This window comes from Pseudomonas sp. PONIH3 (assembly GCF_002934345.1).
GTDB classification, from domain to species: domain Bacteria; phylum Pseudomonadota; class Gammaproteobacteria; order Pseudomonadales; family Pseudomonadaceae; genus Aquipseudomonas; species Aquipseudomonas soli.
Genome location: NZ_CP026386.1, coordinates 2,334,080 through 2,353,712 on the forward strand (window position 1 = coordinate 2,334,080; position 19,633 = coordinate 2,353,712).

General features: G+C 53.6%; 26 protein-coding genes and 1 pseudogene. 10 read left to right on the forward strand and 17 right to left on the reverse strand.

The genetic code is table 11. The features are described 5' to 3' along the window. The first annotated feature begins 174 nt into the window (after nt 1-174). The 5 genes from C3F42_RS29350 (at nt 175) to C3F42_RS10765 (ending at nt 5,337) form a co-directional block, all read left to right on the forward strand. Complete coding sequence (locus C3F42_RS29350) at nt 175-591, forward strand: hypothetical protein (RefSeq protein ID WP_158659561.1); 417 nt, start codon at nt 175-177, stop codon at nt 589-591. After that, the gene (locus C3F42_RS10750; RefSeq protein WP_158659562.1) at nt 575-973 is read left to right on the forward strand and encodes a hypothetical protein; all 399 of its coding nucleotides are present in this window, start codon (nt 575-577) and stop codon (nt 971-973) included. Before C3F42_RS29350 ends, C3F42_RS10750 begins: the two co-directional genes overlap by 17 nt. Next, nucleotides 954-2,798: a hypothetical protein gene (locus tag C3F42_RS29355; RefSeq protein WP_158659563.1), complete on the forward strand. Its 1,845-nt coding sequence runs from the start codon at nt 954-956 to the stop codon at nt 2,796-2,798. Before C3F42_RS10750 ends, C3F42_RS29355 begins: the two co-directional genes overlap by 20 nt. Before the next feature lie 825 nt (nt 2,799-3,623). Next, nucleotides 3,624-3,833, forward strand: coding sequence for a hypothetical protein (locus C3F42_RS29360; protein WP_158659564.1), 210 nt, complete (start codon nt 3,624-3,626; stop codon nt 3,831-3,833). Between the two features lie 40 nt (nt 3,834-3,873). Next, entirely contained in the window at nt 3,874-5,337 is a 1,464-nt protein-coding gene (locus C3F42_RS10765) for a YecA family protein (protein WP_104444414.1), read from the forward strand. A gap of 218 nt (nt 5,338-5,555) precedes the next feature. Here the strand turns inward: C3F42_RS10765 and C3F42_RS10770 are convergent, their stop codons facing one another. Then, nucleotides 5,556-5,765 carry a hypothetical protein gene (locus C3F42_RS10770; RefSeq protein ID WP_039612666.1) on the reverse strand — a complete coding sequence of 70 codons (210 nt, stop codon included), beginning with the start codon at nt 5,763-5,765 and terminating at the stop codon, nt 5,556-5,558. Continuing rightward, complete coding sequence (locus C3F42_RS10775) at nt 5,762-6,151, reverse strand: hypothetical protein (RefSeq protein ID WP_039612665.1); 390 nt, start codon at nt 6,149-6,151, stop codon at nt 5,762-5,764. Before C3F42_RS10775 ends, C3F42_RS10770 begins: the two co-directional genes overlap by 4 nt. A 410-nt stretch (nt 6,152-6,561) precedes the next feature. Here C3F42_RS10775 and C3F42_RS10785 point away from each other — a divergent pair, with 410 nt between their 5' ends. After that, entirely contained in the window at nt 6,562-7,011 is a 450-nt protein-coding gene (locus tag C3F42_RS10785) for a 3'-5' exoribonuclease (RefSeq protein WP_104445304.1), read from the forward strand. On the opposite strand, the gene C3F42_RS10790 is transcribed toward C3F42_RS10785, so the two are convergent. From C3F42_RS10790 to C3F42_RS10815, 6 genes are all read right to left on the reverse strand, one after another. Further along, nucleotides 7,001-7,375, reverse strand: a complete 375-nt coding sequence (locus C3F42_RS10790) for a nucleotidyltransferase family protein (protein WP_247722178.1) — start codon at nt 7,373-7,375, stop codon at nt 7,001-7,003. The two genes, C3F42_RS10785 and C3F42_RS10790, sit on opposite strands and share 11 nt — an antisense overlap. A gap of 3 nt (nt 7,376-7,378) precedes the next feature. Continuing rightward, a complete protein-coding gene (locus C3F42_RS10795; RefSeq protein WP_104444416.1) occupies nt 7,379-7,588 on the reverse strand; it encodes a hypothetical protein in 210 nt (69 codons plus the stop codon). A 62-nt stretch (nt 7,589-7,650) separates the two neighbouring features. After that, complete coding sequence (locus C3F42_RS10800) at nt 7,651-7,881, reverse strand: hypothetical protein (RefSeq protein WP_029887781.1); 231 nt, start codon at nt 7,879-7,881, stop codon at nt 7,651-7,653. A 218-nt stretch (nt 7,882-8,099) separates the two neighbouring features. Further along, on the reverse strand, nt 8,100-8,468 hold the full coding sequence (locus tag C3F42_RS10805) for a histone-like nucleoid-structuring protein, MvaT/MvaU family (RefSeq protein WP_104444417.1): 369 nt from the start codon (nt 8,466-8,468) through the stop codon (nt 8,100-8,102). 151 nt (nt 8,469-8,619) lie between these two features. Beyond that, nucleotides 8,620-9,795, reverse strand: coding sequence for a DUF3800 domain-containing protein (locus tag C3F42_RS10810; protein WP_104444418.1), 1,176 nt, complete (start codon nt 9,793-9,795; stop codon nt 8,620-8,622). A gap of 16 nt (nt 9,796-9,811) precedes the next feature. Then, nucleotides 9,812-10,180, reverse strand: coding sequence for a hypothetical protein (locus C3F42_RS10815; protein WP_104444419.1), 369 nt, complete (start codon nt 10,178-10,180; stop codon nt 9,812-9,814). Between the two features lie 240 nt (nt 10,181-10,420). Here C3F42_RS10815 and C3F42_RS10820 point away from each other — a divergent pair, with 240 nt between their 5' ends. Next, the gene (locus tag C3F42_RS10820) at nt 10,421-10,765 is read left to right on the forward strand and encodes a stress-induced protein (protein ID WP_104444420.1); all 345 of its coding nucleotides are present in this window, start codon (nt 10,421-10,423) and stop codon (nt 10,763-10,765) included. Nucleotides 10,766-10,819: 54 nt separating this feature from the next. Here the strand turns inward: C3F42_RS10820 and umuC are convergent, their stop codons facing one another. From umuC to C3F42_RS10835, 3 genes are all read right to left on the reverse strand, one after another. Beyond that, on the reverse strand, nt 10,820-12,100 hold the full coding sequence (gene umuC / locus C3F42_RS10825) for a translesion error-prone DNA polymerase V subunit UmuC (RefSeq protein ID WP_104444421.1): 1,281 nt from the start codon (nt 12,098-12,100) through the stop codon (nt 10,820-10,822). Then, complete coding sequence (locus C3F42_RS10830) at nt 12,087-12,515, reverse strand: LexA family transcriptional regulator (RefSeq protein ID WP_081011249.1); 429 nt, start codon at nt 12,513-12,515, stop codon at nt 12,087-12,089. Before C3F42_RS10830 ends, umuC begins: the two co-directional genes overlap by 14 nt. Nucleotides 12,516-12,599: 84 nt before the next feature. After that, nucleotides 12,600-13,517 carry a bifunctional helix-turn-helix transcriptional regulator/GNAT family N-acetyltransferase gene (locus tag C3F42_RS10835; RefSeq protein WP_059394579.1) on the reverse strand — a complete coding sequence of 306 codons (918 nt, stop codon included), beginning with the start codon at nt 13,515-13,517 and terminating at the stop codon, nt 12,600-12,602. A 188-nt stretch (nt 13,518-13,705) separates the two neighbouring features. Here C3F42_RS10835 and C3F42_RS10840 point away from each other — a divergent pair, with 188 nt between their 5' ends. Then, nucleotides 13,706-14,398 (forward strand): DUF421 domain-containing protein, encoded by a 693-nt coding sequence (locus C3F42_RS10840; RefSeq protein ID WP_104444422.1) that lies wholly within the window; start codon nt 13,706-13,708, stop codon nt 14,396-14,398. A gap of 243 nt (nt 14,399-14,641) precedes the next feature. After that, nucleotides 14,642-15,436 (forward strand): OBAP family protein, encoded by a 795-nt coding sequence (locus C3F42_RS10845; protein ID WP_104444423.1) that lies wholly within the window; start codon nt 14,642-14,644, stop codon nt 15,434-15,436. Between the two features lie 178 nt (nt 15,437-15,614). Here the strand turns inward: C3F42_RS10845 and C3F42_RS10850 are convergent, their stop codons facing one another. Beyond that, nucleotides 15,615-15,779, reverse strand: coding sequence for a hypothetical protein (locus tag C3F42_RS10850; RefSeq protein ID WP_218277425.1), 165 nt, complete (start codon nt 15,777-15,779; stop codon nt 15,615-15,617). A 125-nt stretch (nt 15,780-15,904) separates the two neighbouring features. Then, entirely contained in the window at nt 15,905-16,813 is a 909-nt protein-coding gene (locus tag C3F42_RS10855; RefSeq protein ID WP_059394582.1) for an alpha/beta fold hydrolase, read from the reverse strand. A gap of 340 nt (nt 16,814-17,153) precedes the next feature. Here C3F42_RS10855 and C3F42_RS10860 point away from each other — a divergent pair, with 340 nt between their 5' ends. After that, nucleotides 17,154-17,714: an isochorismatase family protein gene (locus tag C3F42_RS10860; RefSeq protein ID WP_104444425.1), complete on the forward strand. Its 561-nt coding sequence runs from the start codon at nt 17,154-17,156 to the stop codon at nt 17,712-17,714. A gap of 43 nt (nt 17,715-17,757) precedes the next feature. Here C3F42_RS10860 and C3F42_RS10865 read toward each other — a convergent pair whose 3' ends face one another. The 4 genes and pseudogenes from C3F42_RS10865 to C3F42_RS10880 form a co-directional block, all read right to left on the reverse strand. Then, nucleotides 17,758-17,952 carry a LysR family transcriptional regulator gene (locus C3F42_RS10865; protein WP_080709236.1) on the reverse strand — a complete coding sequence of 65 codons (195 nt, stop codon included), beginning with the start codon at nt 17,950-17,952 and terminating at the stop codon, nt 17,758-17,760. A gap of 183 nt (nt 17,953-18,135) precedes the next feature. Beyond that, on the reverse strand, nt 18,136-18,636 hold the full coding sequence (locus tag C3F42_RS10870) for a ferritin-like domain-containing protein (protein ID WP_009681418.1): 501 nt from the start codon (nt 18,634-18,636) through the stop codon (nt 18,136-18,138). Nucleotides 18,637-18,660: 24 nt separating this feature from the next. After that, nucleotides 18,661-18,891: a hypothetical protein gene (locus C3F42_RS10875; RefSeq protein WP_104444426.1), complete on the reverse strand. Its 231-nt coding sequence runs from the start codon at nt 18,889-18,891 to the stop codon at nt 18,661-18,663. Nucleotides 18,892-18,906: 15 nt separating this feature from the next. After that, nucleotides 18,907-19,617 (reverse strand): annotated as a pseudogene (locus C3F42_RS10880) (manganese catalase family protein); the annotation flags it as partial. Between the last annotated feature and the right edge of the window lie 16 nt (nt 19,618-19,633).

Sequence of the window (19,633 nt, forward strand, 5' to 3'; positions counted from 1 at the left end):
CATCCGAAAAAGAAACAATTAAAATCCACCCTAGGGCGCTTGAAGATCGCCATCAAGCAACTTATATGAGATGAGTCTACGTTCGAGAATAAGTCGCGACTGGCAGAGAAACTTGGAGAAATTATAGATATAGATCCTTCCACGTTCAGAAAATCAAATGGTGAGCATCGAAAGATGCTCAACCAGTATTTACACATCTTGGTTCCTGGCACCAAGGTCGTCGTGGAAGACGTTCAGGTGGAGCTAAAGGCGCTGCGCAGCCAGGTTGTAGAGCGCGACAGGAAAATTGAAATCTACAAAAAAGTGTTATCTGAACAACAGTCTGTGCAATCCCCTCATCCACCCGACGAAGCTAAAGTTCATAGTGAAGAGTATTACTTTGAATACGAGATGACCTGTCTTTTTCTCAAGGATATTTTGAATGCAAACCCTAATCTGAAATTTGACAACGGCAGGCTTTATGATCACGCAACCTTCTCTGGTGATCCCGAGCTTGTCTCTGACAAGAAGCATACTGATGCCTACCTGAGATGGGAAAATGGACGCAATAGAACTCATAAACGAATTGAACAGCTTGAATCTGAAGAATGAACGAGCAATAGCACTAAGGGCAATGGCCGTTGAAAAGATCAACGGTGGGCAACCCTTTTTGAAGCATGGCAATGGGCTGAATCTTACGTGGCTAGCTAACGAGATCGGCACCAGCCGCCAAATCTTTTACCCCGACCGTTGCTCAATTGAGATTGCAAATGTCTTGCAGACGCTAAACAAGAACTTAGACAAGCTCAATATTTCCTCTATGGCCAAAACCAGCAACAGCTCAAAGGATAAAAGAGTACAGACGCATATCCTAAAAGTCAGAGAAGAAAACGCTTTTTTGAGGTCTCGAATTCGTCAGCTCGAAATGCTGAAAAGCTCGATCTTTACCAACTCCTTGCTAATTGACCTCGCTGATGACGATCTACTTAGTTAACGAAATCTCTCATCGCCTTGACGGTACTACTCTCGTCAACTGCATAACCCAACGCAGCCATCGACGGCTGAACCTACGCTTATCTGCAGGCAGCTCCGACACTGCTATATTGGTCGGCAGCGCATACGATTGCACATGGCGTTTCAAACTCGGCATTAGGAATGTGACATCTGTTTTACCAGCAACAATCCCGGATTGTTTCTGGCCTGTGCTTGTTTCTAAAAGTTTTTACATCCCTAACCTGACATTACCCAAGAAACTTAGGTCAACCTTACTTGGCCTCTCTCCCCCCTTGCAAACCCAGCTTTTGAGCTCACTTTCCAAGCGTGAGACTACTCTCTTCGAGGGGTACTTGCCTGAACCATACTTAAGCGAATTAGCCTTCCATATTGCCGAGTCACAACAACGTCATTTGACACTAAGCGCAATGCTACGAGCGGGGATTTCGGTAAGAAATTCTGAGGCAGTTTTCGCAGTCCATGGAAAGGAGTCCCTTCAAGTTATTAAAGACCCTATGAAGCTGCGCCAGTTCCAACCCCTAGCACCCGACTCTCTCCACGATGGTTACCGACTAATTGAATGGCTTGAACGGAATGCCAAGTGCGGTTCAACAATTATAAATGAACTAGATATACCACCTGACCTTCGCCATCGAATAGATTGGTGTAAATCACAAAAACTTATAATTGGTGGTATGGGTAAAGTACAACTCGTCACACATGCTATCCAGCAGCGATTGCTCAGGCAACAGATTCAACGCGTCAGTGATGGATTTTTTCCTCGCTATGCAGCATCTGAAATCGACTATGCGTACTCACGTTATTCCGGGCTCATGGGAACCCTTGATGGCCAGGATTTTTATGAGGCTGTATCGACAGCCATCAACTCTCGCATCTCCTATTTATCCTCCAGTTCCCTTTCCTCCACCTTGGACTTCATATCTGAACTCTCCGCGATGATCCAGCTTCTCGGGGCGCAAGCTCCCCTAATCGTCGTTAGATGGAAAGAACACACACTGCGCTATTCGAGCCTGGATAGTGAATGCAAGCTAATCTCGGAACTTCCACAGATCGAAGATGGGTACAGATCGTTTATCGCGCCAGACTTTCACCACTACAGCATTAGTGACTACCATAGTCTGTTCACGACTCTTACTCCTAAAGACAGGCTGGTTGCAATATCCGACCTGGCTAATGCTACCACTCACTACCCCGGCTCACAGGTTGCTAGGCAGTTCTCCGAATACTTCCAGCATGCCAATATACCTGGCAGCCCAGGCAGCGCTATTGAATCGATAACTGGCACCATTTCATTTAACTTGCAGATAGCCATAGACAAATTAAAAGCCAATAAGAGATTAGTAGCCATCTGCGATGACATGGGGATTGCAGACACAATCAACAGCTTCTCAGTTAATCAGTCTGAGGACGTGCTACTAGCCAACCCAGATAAAACATACTTCAAGTATGACAAGACAATAATTTACCCGCTGATTTCTAGCGATATCTCCCCATTTTTTTGCACGCTCCTTTCGACGAGTGACAAAGGTATTTACGCCGACTCTCCTTCTGGTGCGAAACGAATCTCAAACCAGGCATTGAGCGAGTCGCAAATCGTGGCTGGCTTTGCAATGGTTCCCGAGGTGGCATGTACCATTGGTATTAAGGAAGCGATCCTAGTGTGTAGAGAATCTAACAAACATGCTCTTTCAAGAATGCTAATTAGTTATGGAGTTAACATACAGTCCTGCCTCACCTACCAGGATTCCGAACACTCTCTAAAGCTTTCTTGCAGTATCCAAAGGATCGTACCTATCGTGGAGTAGCTAGATTAGAGCATCACTGGCCCTAATGGGCTATTCAACACGTCCTCTCACCAACAGCTCTCCTGCAAAACATAGCCCTAGCGGGCGTTCATTCTCGGGCATTTGCCTGTCATAGGTCGGCACAATCCGCATTTTTCGTTCCATTCGGGCTTAGCCTCAGCCTCCATTTCCAGAGCATCAGCCGCTGAGATACCATCGAAATAAACCTGTTCAGCCAGGCTCCAGAGAGGACATGGATGCCGAACGTTTGGTCGAAGATGCCAGAGATCATTGACGCCTGGATTGGCCTGTTATCGGACTGCTCCTGATGCCGCTCATCCTGCTGCCCGTTTTCTGTTCGGCTGGATCATGTGGGACTGGGCTTCGCCAGCAGCGATCTACGTTCATCTACGACAAGACCTTCATGATCGCCGTTGGGGTAGCCCTGCTGCTGCTCCTGATCTGGACGGAGGGTTTCAAGGCATCGCTGGATGAGGCACCGACCTTGGCCAAATTCCAATACGAGATGCCTAACCTCGGCTGGTTGCGGCGCTACTACCTTCGCAGGAACGATCTCATCGAGGCCTACTGGCGCGTGTACAACTACGAGGTGAAGAAGACTCGCTCGCGGTGTACCTGCAGCAGTACATGCCCGAGGTGTATCGGAGCCACACCCAGGCGATGTCGTTCATCGCCGAGAGGTTGACGCTTCAGCACGTCAGCGGCCACATTCGAAGCGGGCTCCTCCGCTACACAAAAAATGGGCCGGTAAGCGTGAGATCGCAGCACGTCAGCGGTCACTGGAGATCGAGACGTAGGTGGCTTGGCAAAACAAAGGGGGTCGAAATGAACGTACAGCTAGAACTTATGAATAAAAACATATCCATGCTCCAGGCAGAAATAAAATACCTGCAAACTAAAATCCAAGAATCCAGACACGTAGGTGACCAGGAAAAGCATAGCCAACTCTTAGAGCAGCAAAGCTCTGCAGCCTACTACCTCGAACATGCAATAGGGAAAAAGGCCAAGATAATTATGAACACCAATAAAACCTAGACACTCACAACAGCCAATACTTGCAGAAAGGATATGCAGATTGTTAAAGCCAATCAACAAGGAAGCGAGTGTAAATGAAAGCGAGAAGATTCTTGCCACGATTGCTTCAAATACATTTTTTAGCCTGTGGTGTTACCCCAGTCTGTATCGGTCGTTAGGAAAAGGAAAAGAGCTTACCGACCTCACCGTGTACTTCAATAATACAGTTATACTATTTTCCGACAAGGGGCACGTTAAATTCCAAGAGCAGAATGACCCAAAACTTGCTTGGAGCCGGTGGTACAGAGCCGCAGTCAAGGAATCTGCAAAGCAACTGCATGGAGCAGAAAGTTGCATTAGGAATCACCCAGACAAGATCTTCCTCAACAGCAAACTTGATGAGCCATTCCCTTTTGACTTGAGTAGGCCTGATCTCAAAATACATTTGGTAGCGGTAACCCGAGGAATAGGTAAACATGCCAAGCAGCATTTCGACGCCATAAGGCCCGGCAGCCGTGGTTCGCTCGGCTACTTTTATGGAGCGAATGAAGAACAGTTGCTCGATAAACCGTTCTTCGTCGGCGATGTAGACATGAGCAAAACCTTCGTTCACGTGCTAGATGAAGGGGGTATAAAACTTCTCCTAGAAGAGCTTTGCACACCTGCAGACTTCATCCGATACCTCGAGGTTAAAGAAGATGCAATCCGCAACAAAAATCTTCTGATCAGCGCTGGAGAAGAGGAAACACTTGCATGCTATCTCCAAGAGGATGGTGGCAACGGGTTCGGAAAAATCACCAACCCGCCTCACAACAAAGGCAACTTCCTAGTGATACCCGAAGGAGAATGGGATCATTACAGGAAAACGGTAATATATGCCTTGAGGTATCAACAAAGAAAAGAAGCAAAGCTATGGAATGATATAATTTCCCGCTTCGCGGACGGGATTGTGGATGCACAGGTAGGCGAAGCAAGTAACTTACCGTTCATAACGCATGCAAATGCTGTGCAGGTGTTGGCGTCGGAAAACCTTCTGTCGAGTAGTCTCCTTGCAACTGCCCTATTCGATAAGTTCCATACAGTCCCCAGCGGAACACGCTCAGCACGAACGACTCACTCCATCTGTAATCCAGGCCGAGTGTACGTCTTCGTATTTTTCCCCTGGAGTAATAGATTCAACTCCTATGATGAATATAGGCAGGAGCGAACTGCCTACATGCAGCTATACGCATGTGTAGCGCGGTACAAGTTCCAGAAAGCTAAAGAAATCTTAGTTCTTGGAGCCGACACCAAAGGCCATCAAGGGGGCTCTGAGACAATTTTTGCTATAGATGCATCTGTTCCGCTTACTGGCGATGAGCGAACGACTGCTCAAAAAATCATGAAAACCTACAACATACTAGACAACATTTCTCAGAGAGCAATACCAGGGAACGGGGTGGCGAAGAGCGTTAGCCGAAATGCTCCGTGCCCATGTGGCTCTAATAAAAAGTATAAGAAATGCTGCTTAAATCCAGAGCCATAACTTTTTTATGGATGGGTGAGAGTTCCTCCAACAGGCGGAAAACATCGCTCAACGGAGAGTTATGGCCCCGCCCCCTACTAGGGGACAGCTGTCGTGAACCGAACCCCGGCTGCGCCCGGTTTTGGCCCTACGGGCTTCCATCCTCTCGCCTCTGGCCCTTCAGGCCGGCGCGCTCCGCTTGCGAATTTGCCAACAAACGCAAAGACCTCTGCGATCCACTAATGGACTGACTGCCCAAGCGTGCCAGCCTTGTGCAACTGGTAGTCGATGACGGTTTGATACAGGTGGTCAGCCTCAAGACGAAGCCTTTCGATCTCCTCTGCTGGTCGCCCTTCATCCACAGCCTTCTGATGCGCCCGGACGGCTTGGAGAGCCTGCTGCAAGAGCGGCTCGCCGGCCTCTACCATACCCAGGATCGTTCTCTTCATCGCGACCTCTTGCTGCGATGGGCGCTCAGGTGCTCAAGCTCCTGGTGCCACACGGCCACGAACTTCTCGAAGTCGCGCAGATAGGGCCCCTCTGCCAGGCGGGTAGAGCCAACACTTGCCGCTTGGAAGCGCTGCAGCCATGGCTCGGGGATGCTGTCCTCGACGAGCAGCTGAACGCCGCTGTGGAGCTTCGTGGTGACGACATCGACGAGCTCCTGGGCGGAGAGCTGATCACCACTCACGATGTCCCGCAGGCCCTGGTCAACCTCGTCGAGCTCAGCCAGCACCTTTTCAGCGCGAGCGTCTCCAGGCTGTAGATCGGCAAGTGCCCACAGCGCTCTGCGCCTCGCGATCTCCAGCCTCCGCAGCCGATGATCAATCGTCACATCACTTCTCCCTGCCGCAGGTGGACGTCACAGGCCAAGTTCGACTTCTAACTGCGATCCCCGCAAGGTACGGGTGAGCTCGCCTCTCGGCAGTCTTGCCAGGATCCCATCGGAGAGGTCGTTGGCGTGCCGGGCGTACAACGTGACAACACCTGGTACAGGCACGCGATCTGGAACGAGGGCCCCAACTCGCACCTGGGCAATTTTCAGTATATTCACGACATCTGCGGGTAGCGTGTCAGTCGACAGGTGCTCGACGGTCGGCCTTGTGGGAGGGCTCGCACCGCCCCACAGATCTACAATCGTTTCCAACAGCTTTTCGGGGCCGAAATACGCCAAGGCGATTTCCCACAGGCAGCCTTCCTGGGACAGTTTCAGGCGGGCCCTAGTCATTGCAGAGGTTCCAACAGATGATGCTCTTTCTCGATTGTGAGTTCACTCAGCTCAACGCGCAGGCGAAGCTGATCTCCCTGGCACTGGTTGGCCAAGATCGCAGGGAATTCTACGTGGAAGTGATCGACGCGTGGCGAGAAGAAGAATGCAGTGATTTCGTGAAAGAGATCGTACTGCCGCAGTTGTGGGGTGGTGAGTACGCCATGCCAATCATCGAAGCCAGGTCGGCGCTCCTGCGGTTCCTGGCAACCTACGATGAAGAACTCGAGATTGTCACTGACGCACCTGCCTACGACTGGGAGCTGTTCTGCGAGCTCGCCTATGACGATGGGAAATGGCCCCAGAACGTCAGGAATTTCCCCACTGATGCCACGACCCTGACCGCGACGAACGATGGGGACGAACTGCCTCACCATGCCCTGTTGGACGCCAGGATCATCGCAAGCATGTTCAAAGCTACAGCGTAACCATCTCACGCTCAATGGATTGCCTGAGGTGCTCGGGCATGTTGTTGCAGACGTGGAAGTCGACTGGCACCCCCACCAAGGCCTGGAGCTCATCCTCGAGCTCGGCGATGTCGAACAAGGAAATCTTGCCAGCCATTTCTGGAGGGATGGTGGCGAGCAGATCGAGGTCACTCCCATCGTGGTCATCGCCTCGAGCGGCAGAGCCGAAGAGTTTGGGCTCAATAAAGCCATAGGTCTCGATCAGGCGTCGGATGTCCCCTTCCTTTCCTCGTATCGCATCAGTGGGCCTCATGCCTTTCTCTAAGTCGACGCTGAGCAGCGGGCAAAATGCAAATTCGGCACCTTGCTGCTTAGGGTAGGCCATCTGTTAATGACCTTTCTCAGCGGGGCCGCCGAGGGCGTGCAACTGGTAGTCAGTGACAGCCTGAAAACGATGCTCAGCCATTAACCGAAGGCGCTCCAGCTCCGCTCCAATTACCCCTTCAGCCTGGGCTTGATGGTAGATCTTCAGAGCTTCCACAGCCTCGGCGTACAGAGGGTGGTCGGGCATGAGCACCTTGCTCAGATCTCTCTTCACGATCCCTCCTTTTCGCCATAGCGATCCCACACGACGCGATGCCATGAAGGCTTGTGTTTAGCCTACCACTGCTGATCAGCCTGGACGGAGTGGGCGTACATCAATGCTTCGTCGGCGAGCTCCAGCATGTCAGCCAAGGTTCCTGAGTCTACGGCATGCGTATCACGTAGCGCATATGCGTGATGCAGAAGCTCCCTGTGATGTTTCTTAGGTGCGAGAAGCAGGGCCTCGGTGTCGTTGAGTAGCTGCCGCCACTCTTGGATCGACATTACGGGCAGATTGGTGCCTGTCATGGCGGCATTCCCTATTGCTGTATGTGCATACAGTATTCGGAAAATATCTGGCTGCATAGGTACTGCGGACGAAATGCGCCTGCGATGAGACCAGATCAGTTGCTGGAACGAGGCAGGCCTTCGCTGGGGGTTATGAGTCGCTCAGGTGTATCACCTGACAGCATCACAATAGAAAAAGCCCCCGTGAGGGGGCTTTAGCAAACCATCTGGGGAGAGTGTTACTGGGCGAGCCAGCCTTCCACCACATCAGAGCCGTACTCGGCTTTCCATTCCTTGAGCAGCTTGTGATTGCCGCCCTTTGTCTCGATGATTTCGCCGTTATGCGGGTTCTTGTACTGCTTCACCTGCCGCGCACGACGCGGGGCCTTCTCAGCTGCAGCAGGAGCAGCGGTGCGGCGGCTGGCCTGCGGATCGAGGATGTTGATGATGTCGCGCAAGCTGTAGCCGTACTTGTTAAGCAGGTCACGAAGCTTGGTTTCAAATTCGATTTCTTTCTGCAGTTCGGAGCTACCTTTCAGCGCTTCCAGCTCTGCGAGTTGTGCTGCGAGTTGCTGTTCAAGCTGACGAAACTCTGCCAGACGAGACATATTCGATCCTCAAAGTTAAGGGAAACAGGCGGAACATCCTAAAGCATCCCGCGAGCGATGTCCTTTAATAGGACGTTGGTTCTGGATCTTCGTTCGGTTTAACTAGCCTGGAAACTTCTCGAGACAAGGAAATTATGCCTGGCCTTATCAATCATTTGTCTGGGGCGAAGGCATCAAGTGAGGATAGGAGCTTCTCCAGATCCATAAGCCTGGACACCTTGATGATATCGTACTCACCACGACTACTCAGCTTATAGACCTCACGGGCCTTTTTGACACGCTCAAGCAATGGCACGACCACGCCAGATGCCATCTCCAAAAAGTCATTGATGTCGGCTCTTGTCTGCGGGATTTTGTAGCCTTTGGACGTACTTGTGATGATGACATCGGCGTCCCGCAGCTTCGCAATACCACTTGATCTGACCCGCTGCTCGGAGAGATCGCCAAAGCCTTTGTCACCGAGATGGGCCAAGATCGCGGCTGTAGGGATGTAATCCTTCGTGACGAACTCACTCTGAAATCTCAGGTAATCCAGGATGCTGATCTGTAGACGCTCGTCCTCGTCCGGGTGTTGGCCGGCCTTTTCGACGAAAAGTTCTGCTTGCCGGAGAGCTTCCTGATGCACCTGGTAGTCCGCGTAGCTGGACTCATCCATCGGCGGAGCAAGCAGCGAATTGAACTTGGGTGGCCACTCCAGAAGGCCGAGGGTCTGCTCGCGAAGAATCGTTTTATAGACTTCAGCAATATCGCCAACAGTCTTCTCCTCATAGATCTGGGCTACAGACCCCGCGAAGAAATCAGCGACCTGAATCAGGACATCATCCTTGCTGGATTTCGTCTGGAACGCATGGTCATCCCCGAAGAGATCATCGACGTAGCGATCTTGTACGTAGGCCTTCAGACTCTCTTGGAACTCAACTCCGCCATGCTCATCCACTGTCATCTGTAGATTGCGCCAGTTCCTGAAAAGCCGGCTGTAGAGTAATCCGTTGATATGCTTTACGAATGAGGTTTTGAATTGCAGGCCCCCATCTTTGTAGATGCGCTCCTTCTCCACCACCACGAAATAGAGCTTGATCGGAAGCTTCGCCAGGTCGGTAAGGATACGAACGCGTCGTTGAGCATCCTTCGCACGCACCTTACTGGACTTGATTTCGCCTGTCTGGAAGTGCTGCCGCCGAAGCTCCTCGGCACGCTGGTAGGCGGCCTGCAGGTCTTTCTCAGCCACAAGGATGGAGCAAACCACAAAGAAGCCAGAGCTCCCAGCCTTGGATGTGTCTAGGTCAGAGTTACCTGACTCATCAACATAGGCATACGTTCTGTCCAATCAGGTGCCTCCCTCATCAATAGGTGGCTGTACTGCTACCAGGAGCGGGCCCTTCGCTGAATGTGTAGTTGATGACTACATCATCGCGGATGAGCACATCCAACGTCTTCTGCGTACCGGTGGTGGTGACCTTCATCGTCACAACGTAGCTCTGCGCATGGGCAGAGCCAGAAGTGTACGTGTAGATCCACTTCTCATCGGTCTCGCTCACAGCACTCTTCGTGTATGGCTCACCGAACAGTTTTTTCAGCTCCGTTGTCGTGGTCTTTCCTTTGGTGATGCTCGCTACACCCGCCGATGGGAAGTCGCGCCCAGCGGTGTAGTGGGACGTGGCGCATGCACCGAGCAAGAAGCACATCCCAATGACAGCAATGAACCTATTCATAGTCTTCCTTGAATAATCTGAAGCCCGAGCTTATCTCGCAACCAGGCCAAATGCCATCATCGGACATTCCTTCGCAATTCATCATTCACGTAGCAGCGACCTTTATTGCGCAATACGTTGCGCTTGGAGACCTTTCGCGCCCTCTGTCAGCTAATACAGAAGTAAAGGAATCCAGCCGATTCCGCCCAGCATCCGAAATAAACACAGGTTCCCCTGTGTGAACCGACGAGGTGCGAGATCATGGCAAACGATCAAGACAAGACTGGCCAGCAAGGCGGCAGCACTCAGAACAACCCCGATGGCTTCGAGAACGATGCACACCGGCCATCTGAGCTAGGACAAAGAGGCGTACAGATGCCAGGTGGCCAGTCCAACATGGAACGGCAACATGAATCCCAAGGAGGCGGCCAGGGCTTAAGTGGCAACCACCAAGGTGATCAACAGGGAGCCGGCAGTGCAGTTCATCAAGGCGGTACGGGCGGCCATACCACTGGGCCAAAGTCCGACAATGACCAGAGCGACCTTGACGAAGCTTCGCAAGCTGTACAAGACGAAGACAGCGGCATGACTGAAGACAACCGATGAGGTTAATCAGGGCCAGGGAAATGAAATCCCTGGCCTTGCTCAGGTACTACCGCCCTATTTGCAGTAAACCGTCCAGAGCTCATCCACACGCGTTGTGAAGCTCTGGCTCATCATCTCCCTGCGCATGCCCCAGCTGGGATCGACAGGCACACTCGCCAACCGCATCGTTCCCCTACCCCACCGGCCATTGACCGCGTCAAGCACGCCCATAAGCCTCTCACTGGCGACTGGCTGAGCAACCGTAAACAGATCACCTGTGATCTCGTTACGCTGGCTGAGGTCGAGCAGAAGGACTTCAGCCTTGCTGTAGCGGAAACCCTCCCGGTAAACCCGCTCTACCCCCTCCTGCGCAGCCTTTGTCAACAAACGCGTGTCGTCCGTAGCGTATGGCAGGTCGACGAGGATTCCGTTGGCATACTTCGCCTCATTTGGGTTGAACTGGCCCGTGCGGATACTCACCCGTAGGCGTTTGCAGAGCGACTGCTGCGCACGAAGCTTCTCGGCAGCCCTAGACGTGTAGGTCGCCACTGCCTCCTTGATAGGGGCCAGCTCAGTGAGCCGGGTACCGAACATGCGGCTGCAGCAAATTTCTTTCTTGGGGGGATCGGGCTCGTCTAGCTCCAGGCAGGTGGTACCACCAAGCTCGCGTACAGTCTTCTCCAGCACAACGCTGAACTGCTTTCTGAGCGACCAAGCGTCGGCATGCGCAAGCTCCCACGCAGTACGGATATCCATAGCCGCCAGGTGAGCGGAGAGACGACGGCCAATGCCCCAAACATCTCCTGCATCGCATTTCTTGAGCACCCAGTTGCGCTTCACTTCATCGCGCAGATCTACAACGCCACCGGTATGGCTCTGCCATTTTTTGGCAGCATGATTGGCTAGCTTCGCCAAGGTCTTCGTCGAGGCAATACCGACGCCGACTGGGATGCCCGTGCGCCGGTATACCTCGGCTCGAATCTGCCTGCCCAGCCGCTCTAGATCTCCAGACATACCCGTGAGCTCAGCGAAAGCCTCGTCGATACTGTAGACCTCAGCTGCCGGCACCATGGACTCAATGACAGTCATGACGCGCTCACTCATGTCGCCGTAGAGCTCATAGTTCGACGAGCACGCCACGATGCCATGCTTACGGAGCTTGTCCTTTATCTGGAAGTACGGCTCACCCATCTTCACGAAAGGCTTGGCATCCGCTGAGCGAGCGATTACACAGCCGTCGTTGTTGCTCAACACCACTACGGGCTTGTTGCGAATGTCGAGGCGGAATACGCGCTCGCAACTGGCGTAGAAGCTATTGCAGTCGATGAGGGCGAAGACTCTCTCAGGCTTTGTCATGACTGCGCACGCTGTAGGTGACAACACCCCATACCTGGAGCTCTTCACCCTCCAGCAGATATCTAGATGGGTAGCGCGGGTTCTCCGACTTGAGGACTACCTGACTGCCGTCCCGGGCCAGACGCTTGCAAAGAGGTTCGCAGTTCACGGCAGCGATGACTATGTGGCCAGGCTCAGCCTCAATGGAGCGATCCACGATCACAAGGTCGCCTGGGTAGATGCCGGCACCGATCATCGAGTCGCCCTCAACACGCACCAGGTAAATGTGCGGCGCCCGGACGTCGAGCAGCTCATCCAAGGAAATGCGCTTTTCGAGATGGTCAGCTGCCGGCGAAGGAAAACCTGCCGGGACATGGAAGGCAAAGAGCGGGAGTTTCGCACCGCTTGGTTCGAGGGGGCCGAGGATGGTGACCATGACGAAAACGCCTATACTGTATATTCGTACAGTTAAACGTTTTCTCGTCAGTTGGTCAATGCAGCCCGGAGAAGCTGAAGATAGCTAGAGATCGCGAGCCCAAGTCTGGCTAACCAAATCTTTGCCGAAGCTGTTGACCTCCTCCTCTTCAATAAGCTCAAAACCGGCACCTTGATAGAGCTTACGGGCGGTCGTGAGATTGCTGGTCGTCCAGAGGATCATCCTTTTGTAACCAGCCTGACGAGCGAATCGTAGTGTCTCATCAACCAGGCGCTTACCAATACCCAGGCCTCTCGCACGAGCGTCGACGTACAACATCCTCAGCTTGGCAGTGTTCTCATCGTGCCGAACGACGAAAATTGATCCCACCACCTGGCCGCCCTGCTCTGCGATCCAGCAACGCTCTCGGGCTGGATCAAACTCCCGGAGGTACTTCGCGACGATCTCCGCCACCAGAGCCTCAAATTCGGAGTTCCAGCCGTACTCACCTGAGTAGAGTGCGGCCTGCTGCTGAACGACCAGCCCCATGTCGCCAGGCTGGGGATCACGTAGTAGGTAGGAGCGATCTGCTTTACCAAGAAGCCCTTCAATTTGCTTCATTGCCTCAGTCAGTTGGCGCTGCTGGGGCTCGGACAGAGGCTCAATTAGGGCCATCACCGCGTCTCGAGATACCTCCTCAAGCGATGCCAGGGTTCTCTGTCCCTCATGGGTCAGGTGGATCTCGTAAGCTCGAGCATCTTGGTCAGAGCGTACCTTCTCAATCAGGCCACGTTTCTCCAGGCCTGTTATTACCCTACTCATGTACCCAGCATCTAGGCTGAGGTGACTCCGAAGATCAACGCTGGTGAGTGGTCGACCTGCACCCAGCTCAAATAGGATCCTAGCTTCAGTTAGGGAAAACTCTGATCGAAGCAGATGTTCGTCGAGCAACCCCATCTGGTGCGTATAAAAACGATTGAATGAGCGGATGACATCTGCGCGCTCCCGCAAGGTGTTATGCATGACGAGCCTCAATGCTTGCTTTTAGCAATCATATCATTGCCAAAGGCAAGCATGTCAATTCAACTCTTCAGCCTCCCTGGCTTACTAGCAACAACCAAGATTAGGTGTCTCGCTGCCCCCCCCTGAACCAAGAAGGAGAAATCCGGGTCAACCCGTAACAGGAGATTGCGAAGGATGGGTTACGGCAAATGGTTTCATTTGACCTGCAGCGGATGCTCATTGGCGAGTTCCCACTGACCTTTCTGTTAGAGGTCGCTCTCCGCGTTTCAGCGGCGTTTCTAGCCGTATTCTTCTTTTTGAAATTCAGTGGTCGACGTGGAATCAGGCAACTGTCTCGATTCGAGCTCGTGGTGATCCTGACCTTGGGCTCAGCCGCAGGCGATGTGACGTTTTACGAAGATGTTCCTCTTCTGCCGGTCGCGTTGGTGTTCCTCACTTTACTTCTGCTTTATCGCGGAACTGTCTACGTGATGAGGCGGAGCAAAACATGCGAGGCCTGGGTCGATGGGCTACCCATAACGGTCGTAAAGGACGGAATGTACGAGATCCATTCGCTGCGGAATTTGAACATCTCGTCCAACGAGCTCTTTATGGAACTGCGCCAACAAGGCGTGGAGCATCTCGGCCAGGTTCGACTCGGCCTATTGGAAACCGATGGCGATATCAGTCTGTATTTCTATGGGCCAGATGACACCCGCCCAGGGCTGTCGGTGCTCCCAGTCGAACATCGTCCAGAGTACCTGGTACCGCCGAACGCGGGCTTACATTGTTGCGTCAGCTGCGGCTTCCCAACCTTCCATGAACCTCAAGACTCAGTCGTGTGTGAACGCTGCGGACATAACGTCTGGTCACCTGCATTGGATACCGTGCGCAACCGCTAGACCAAATCCACTTATGAGCGCGGGGTTGTACAGGCACCACCTTCACCGACGGGTTTATTCACGTCCTTTTCACATGCGGTGTGGGAACGTTAGCTATCCCTACGTGTGATAGAAGCTCCCTTGCCCGCCCCCAGCGGGCTTTCTTTTGCCCGAATTCTTCATCGACACGGGCCATTCGTCCGTTGGGCTGTCCGCTTTATCGGCCAAGGCTGTCCTCTATGGACACCAACCAGAGCCTTCCTCATGCGACAGCTATTCCAAACGATAACCCTTCCCCTCGCCTGCACTCTTCTGTGGGCTTGCTCTGCTCACGAAACTAAGTCTCCCGTGGAGACACCAGGCAGGCCCGAGTCTGCTAAAACCCAGCTGCTGGAAGCCGGCGCCGCGACGCTGCAGTCCAAGCCGCCCATTGAGGCCATCAATGCCTACCTGGATGGCTTCCACTTCTACAACGGGCATCCGGACGTGCAGATGGAGGCGCACCACTACTGCTCCATCCTCAACGAGGATGTCATTCAGTGTGTGATATTCGACGGCAATACTAAGGGTGCGAAGATCATGGGCGTCGAGTACATCATCGACGAGAAGCTGTTTGCCGGGTTGCCACCCAAGGAGAAGGCGATGTGGCACAGCCATGGTTACGAGGTCTCTTCTGGGCAGCTGATCGCTCCAGGCATTCCTGCACCTGCTGAGCATGCCCTGATGGAGCGCCTGGCGCATACCTATGGGAAAACATGGCACACCTGGCACACCGATCAGGACAAAGCGCTGCCGGTGGGTGTGCCGCAGTTGATGATGGGTTTTACCGCAGATGGCCAGGCTGACCCGGCGATGGTCGAACAGCGCAATCGGCGCCTGGGTGTGGATGCTGCAAAAAACAAAGCTGAGCGGGCTGACATTCGTATTCCTGATGCTGATCCTCAGGCGGATGGCTGGCAGCACGGTAATGTCATTCAAATCACCGATCCAACCGGTGCCCATGTACATCACCCTTCAACAGCTACACCACCCACTACAAATAGCCGATCCAGCCAATAGCCGCCTGCATCAGCTCTGCGTGGATGGGGCCTCGGGCGTGTCCCCCTTGCGGGGGAACGGCTGTCGTGTACCGCGCCCTGGCGCAGCCAGGGTCACGGCCCTACCGGGCTTCCATCCTCACGCCTACGCCCCTCCATGGGCTTCGCGCTCCGCTTGCGGGGTCAAGTCGGAACAATTTTCATCGTGCGATATCCTGCTTGTAGCGTTCCGCGTATACCTGCATGACCATGAAAACGACGTTCGGGATCATCATGATGGTGATCATCCCACAAAATCCGACTATCCCCCAGCCATGTAAGGCAGCGCCCAAAGCGATACCCAGCATTGAGAGCAGTACCTGCAACCACACGACCTTCCTTTGCCCCTTCATTCGAGTTCCTTGAGTTGACTCGTACATCATTTTTTTCGGTTACAGCCTACATATCGACCCAAGCGCAACAGCTAATCGCGGGTTAGGCCAAATGGGATTCACTTGCTGAGAAATGTCAGAGCGGTGCGGGCAAACTTCTCCGGCTGGTCAAGCATTACGAAGTGAAAACTGCCGTCAATGCGCTTTAACCGGATGTCGCGTGCTGAGGTATAGGCCTGATGGAACATCGAATCCACGCTGGATGAAGGCACGCCATACATTGGGTCATATGCGTACACGACCTCCACCGGCACGGTGATGCGGCTGAGTTCAGGTCGCAAATCGGTGACCATCAATTCATAGACAGCATCGGCCACCGTTCTGCGATCCGAGCGGATACTGTCAGCGACCAAACCTGGCCTAAACGCTTCATTTTTAACAAGCCGAGCGATGGATGCAGTTTGCATGGCTTCGTTTTGCTCAGCAGATGCAGCCATTAGCGAATCACGCATCACAGCAGCAGGCGCTGTAGCAGTTTCGGTGGTGGCCGAAGGGTCGACTAACAAGCTGTAAAAGGGAAGCGCATCAACGATCAGCAATCGGCCCACCTGATCGGGATGGCGAGCTCCAAGCATCAAAGCTGCCTCTCCTCCCAGAGAGTGACCGATGATCACCGGTGCCTTGATCCGCTGAGAGTGGATGTAGTCAGCGATCTCTTCGACCGCAGGAGCAATGACTTTCCCCTTGGTTTCGGATACGGCAGGCGACCCGGCGAAACCTGCCAGCTCAACCAGGTGAAGGCGATAGCTTTGCCTTAATTTGGGGACTAGGTCATCCCATACCTTTCGAGACGATGCCAGGCCTGGGATCAATATGACGTCCTTGCCGGAACCTTCAACCTGCACAGAAATTCGCTGCAGGCTGGAATGCTCTGCTGGCTGGGACGATAGGCCTGCTGATGCCATTACCGGCCCTGTCATCAACGAAAGCGTGGTTCCAACCATCGCCATGATTCTTCCAACGCGCATCAGACCCGCCCTTCTACGCAAAGCACTGCAATTTTTGCAGAACAATCACCTTTGAGAATAGTCGGCGTCATAGTCTCTCCTTGACCGTTGGCAAACGGACAGTATAAGGGCTTCAAAGCGCGGTGAAACCAGTAATCCGAGGTTCAGCTTGAGCCAAGGGGTGAAAAAAGTAGGCGTCCGCCCAACGCACCTTGCGTGAGCTGGGTCGGAATCCACTGACAGGTAGCAGCCCGTCCTTAGTGGCCTCGTTGCAGCACCGGCACCCTAGCGCGCCTGCGCTGCTTGTTGACGGGAATACGTTGCAGCACACTAAGCCTCCATCGTAAGGAGACGACCTCGCATGAAGGATACGCCTAGCATCCCCCTGATTATCCTCGATGTTCAGGATGCTATCGATCAACCTGTTTGGAATGGTAAAAGCCACCCTGGCTATTTGTCAGTTATCCAACGCCTTCTTTGGCACTGGCGATCCAGTGGCTGGCCTGTCCTTCATGTGAAGCATGATGAAGAAAATCCCACCTCCAGCTATTACGTTCATGGCCCTTGGAATGGGATCAAGAAAGAAGTGGCACCGGTAGAGGGCGAGATTGTCATTATCAAGCATGAGAACTGCGCATTCATAGGAACCCAATTGGATGCCATTCTCAAAAATATGCAAGTAAAACGCATTGTTTTGACGGGCGTTGTGGTTCACAACAGCATGGATGCCACTATCCGGGCCGGGAAAGCGCTTGGGTACGAAATTCTTCCTGCGGATGCCACGACTGCTGTACCCGTAACCGGGCCGCAAGGAACGTGTTGGGACGCCTTAACCGTTTATGAGCTGGCCTTGGCCATACTGGGCACTGAATATGCCCAAGTCATGTCATCAGAGGATGTGCTCGCTCAGCTCCGCCTATGAAGCAGCGGCAGGCCTCCACTGATGCGGTAGCAAGCGCCCGACTTCACTGGCCCGCTGCGTCGGCAGCCGCATCAGAACGTCCTTTGAACAAGTTGTCCCCCAGACGGGACTCCAGTTGACGCACTGAGTAACTAACCGCTGACTGTGTAACACGAAGCTTGGCCGCCGCACGGGTAAAATGTCTTTCCTGCGCCACTGCTAGAAATACGACGAGGTCGCTGAATTTGTCGCGGGCCATTGAAGCCGGCTAATGCAGATCCCAAAATTGCGGACTCTCTGCGATGTTCGTCAACTTCAAGGCACCGTCGTCGCTAGACTGCACAGAAGCGTAGCGCCTGACACAGTGTTGTCGAGAATGCACCAATTGGGTGGATGGATAGCGCTGTACAAGCCCGGCGCATCCTGCACCGGGCATCAGCCATCATTTTTCGAGTGTTGCCGCCTGGTTGCCACCTTCTTCAGCAATTGCAGAAAGCTTATCGTCCGCTGCTTTTTCCTCGGCCAAGGTATCGCCCAGCAACGACACTGCTTCCTTCATTCCCAGGTGCTTGGCCATGGCGATCAGCGTTCCGTAGCTGGCGATCTCGTAGTGCTCCACCTTCTGGCAAGCCCCGATCAACGCTGCATCGAGCACCGCGCCTTTTTCGATTTCATCGAGTAGCTCCTTGCTCTCCTCGACCAGCCCCTCCATCGCAACGCACTTCATCCGCTTGAGCTTCAAGCCTGCCGACTCCACCAGTTGGTCGATGCGCTCGATCTGACCCTGGGTTTCGGCCAGGTGGGACGTGAAGGCGTCGGCCAACAATGGATTGGTGGCGGCCCTGGCCAACCGAGGCAGCGCCTTGGTGATCTGCTTTTCTGCGCTATACACGTCAGACAGTTCGTGGATAAACAGGTCTTCAACAGTTTTCCGTGCAGCCATTGGTTATCTCCTAGACGGTAGTGATCAGTGCAGGGTGTTACTCAGAAAAGTTTCTGGCCGCTCGACTTCCGGCGCATCGCCGGGAAGGTCGTTCGGTAGAAGCGAGCCGACTCCGAAGGTCATTACGGCCATGCGTAGACGGAGAGCTCGACAGGCCAAGCGGGACTCAGCTTCAAATTCGGCCAACGCTTGACTCATGAGGTGCTCAACGCCAACCAGGCGATGTGGCGAGGCTTTCTTGCGCAGAGTGTTCATGTAGCCTCCGGCAGCTCAGTCTTTGCCATTGATCAAGCCGCAGCCAAGATCCGCTCCGGTGACCGGGTTGGTGGTTGGATCGGACATCGTCCGAAGCTTCATCGCCTCGACCGTTTCAGCCTCGGCAGGAGTCAGCGTCACCGAAGCGGTGCCATCTCCCCCATCAACAGCTGCGGATGGATTTTCCACGTACTCCCACTCGCTGCCCTCGTTCCAAGGGCCGCGCACATTGGGCTCACCGGACATGTTGAAATACTTGTTGGTGAACTCCGGCATGCCGGGGAGCTTGCCTTGGGGGAAGTTCGGCTGAATGGCGTGAAGCGCCTTCTCAAAGGAAAGCTGATGGGCGATCTCTCGCGTCATGAGGAAGCCCAGCGCCTCTTTCACCCCTGGGTCATCAGTCACGTTCATCAGACGCTCGTAGACGATCTTGGCCCGCGCTTCAGCGGCGATGTTCGAACGAAAATCTGCTGTTGGCTCGCCTATGGTATCGACATAGGCAGCGCTCCAAGGGACGCCAGCCGAATTGGTGAGCGGAGCGCCGGCACCGTACAAGATGCTGGTGATATGGGAGTCGTTGCCCGCACCATTGATCGCTCGATACAACTCACCCTCCTCTTCTACGCCCTCTGCAAGGCGACCTTTGGCCCCTTTGTTGAGCATGACGATGATGGAGCCGACGATCTCCAGGTGACTGAGCTCCTCGGTCGCGATGTCCATGAGCAGGGGCGGCGGCAAAAAC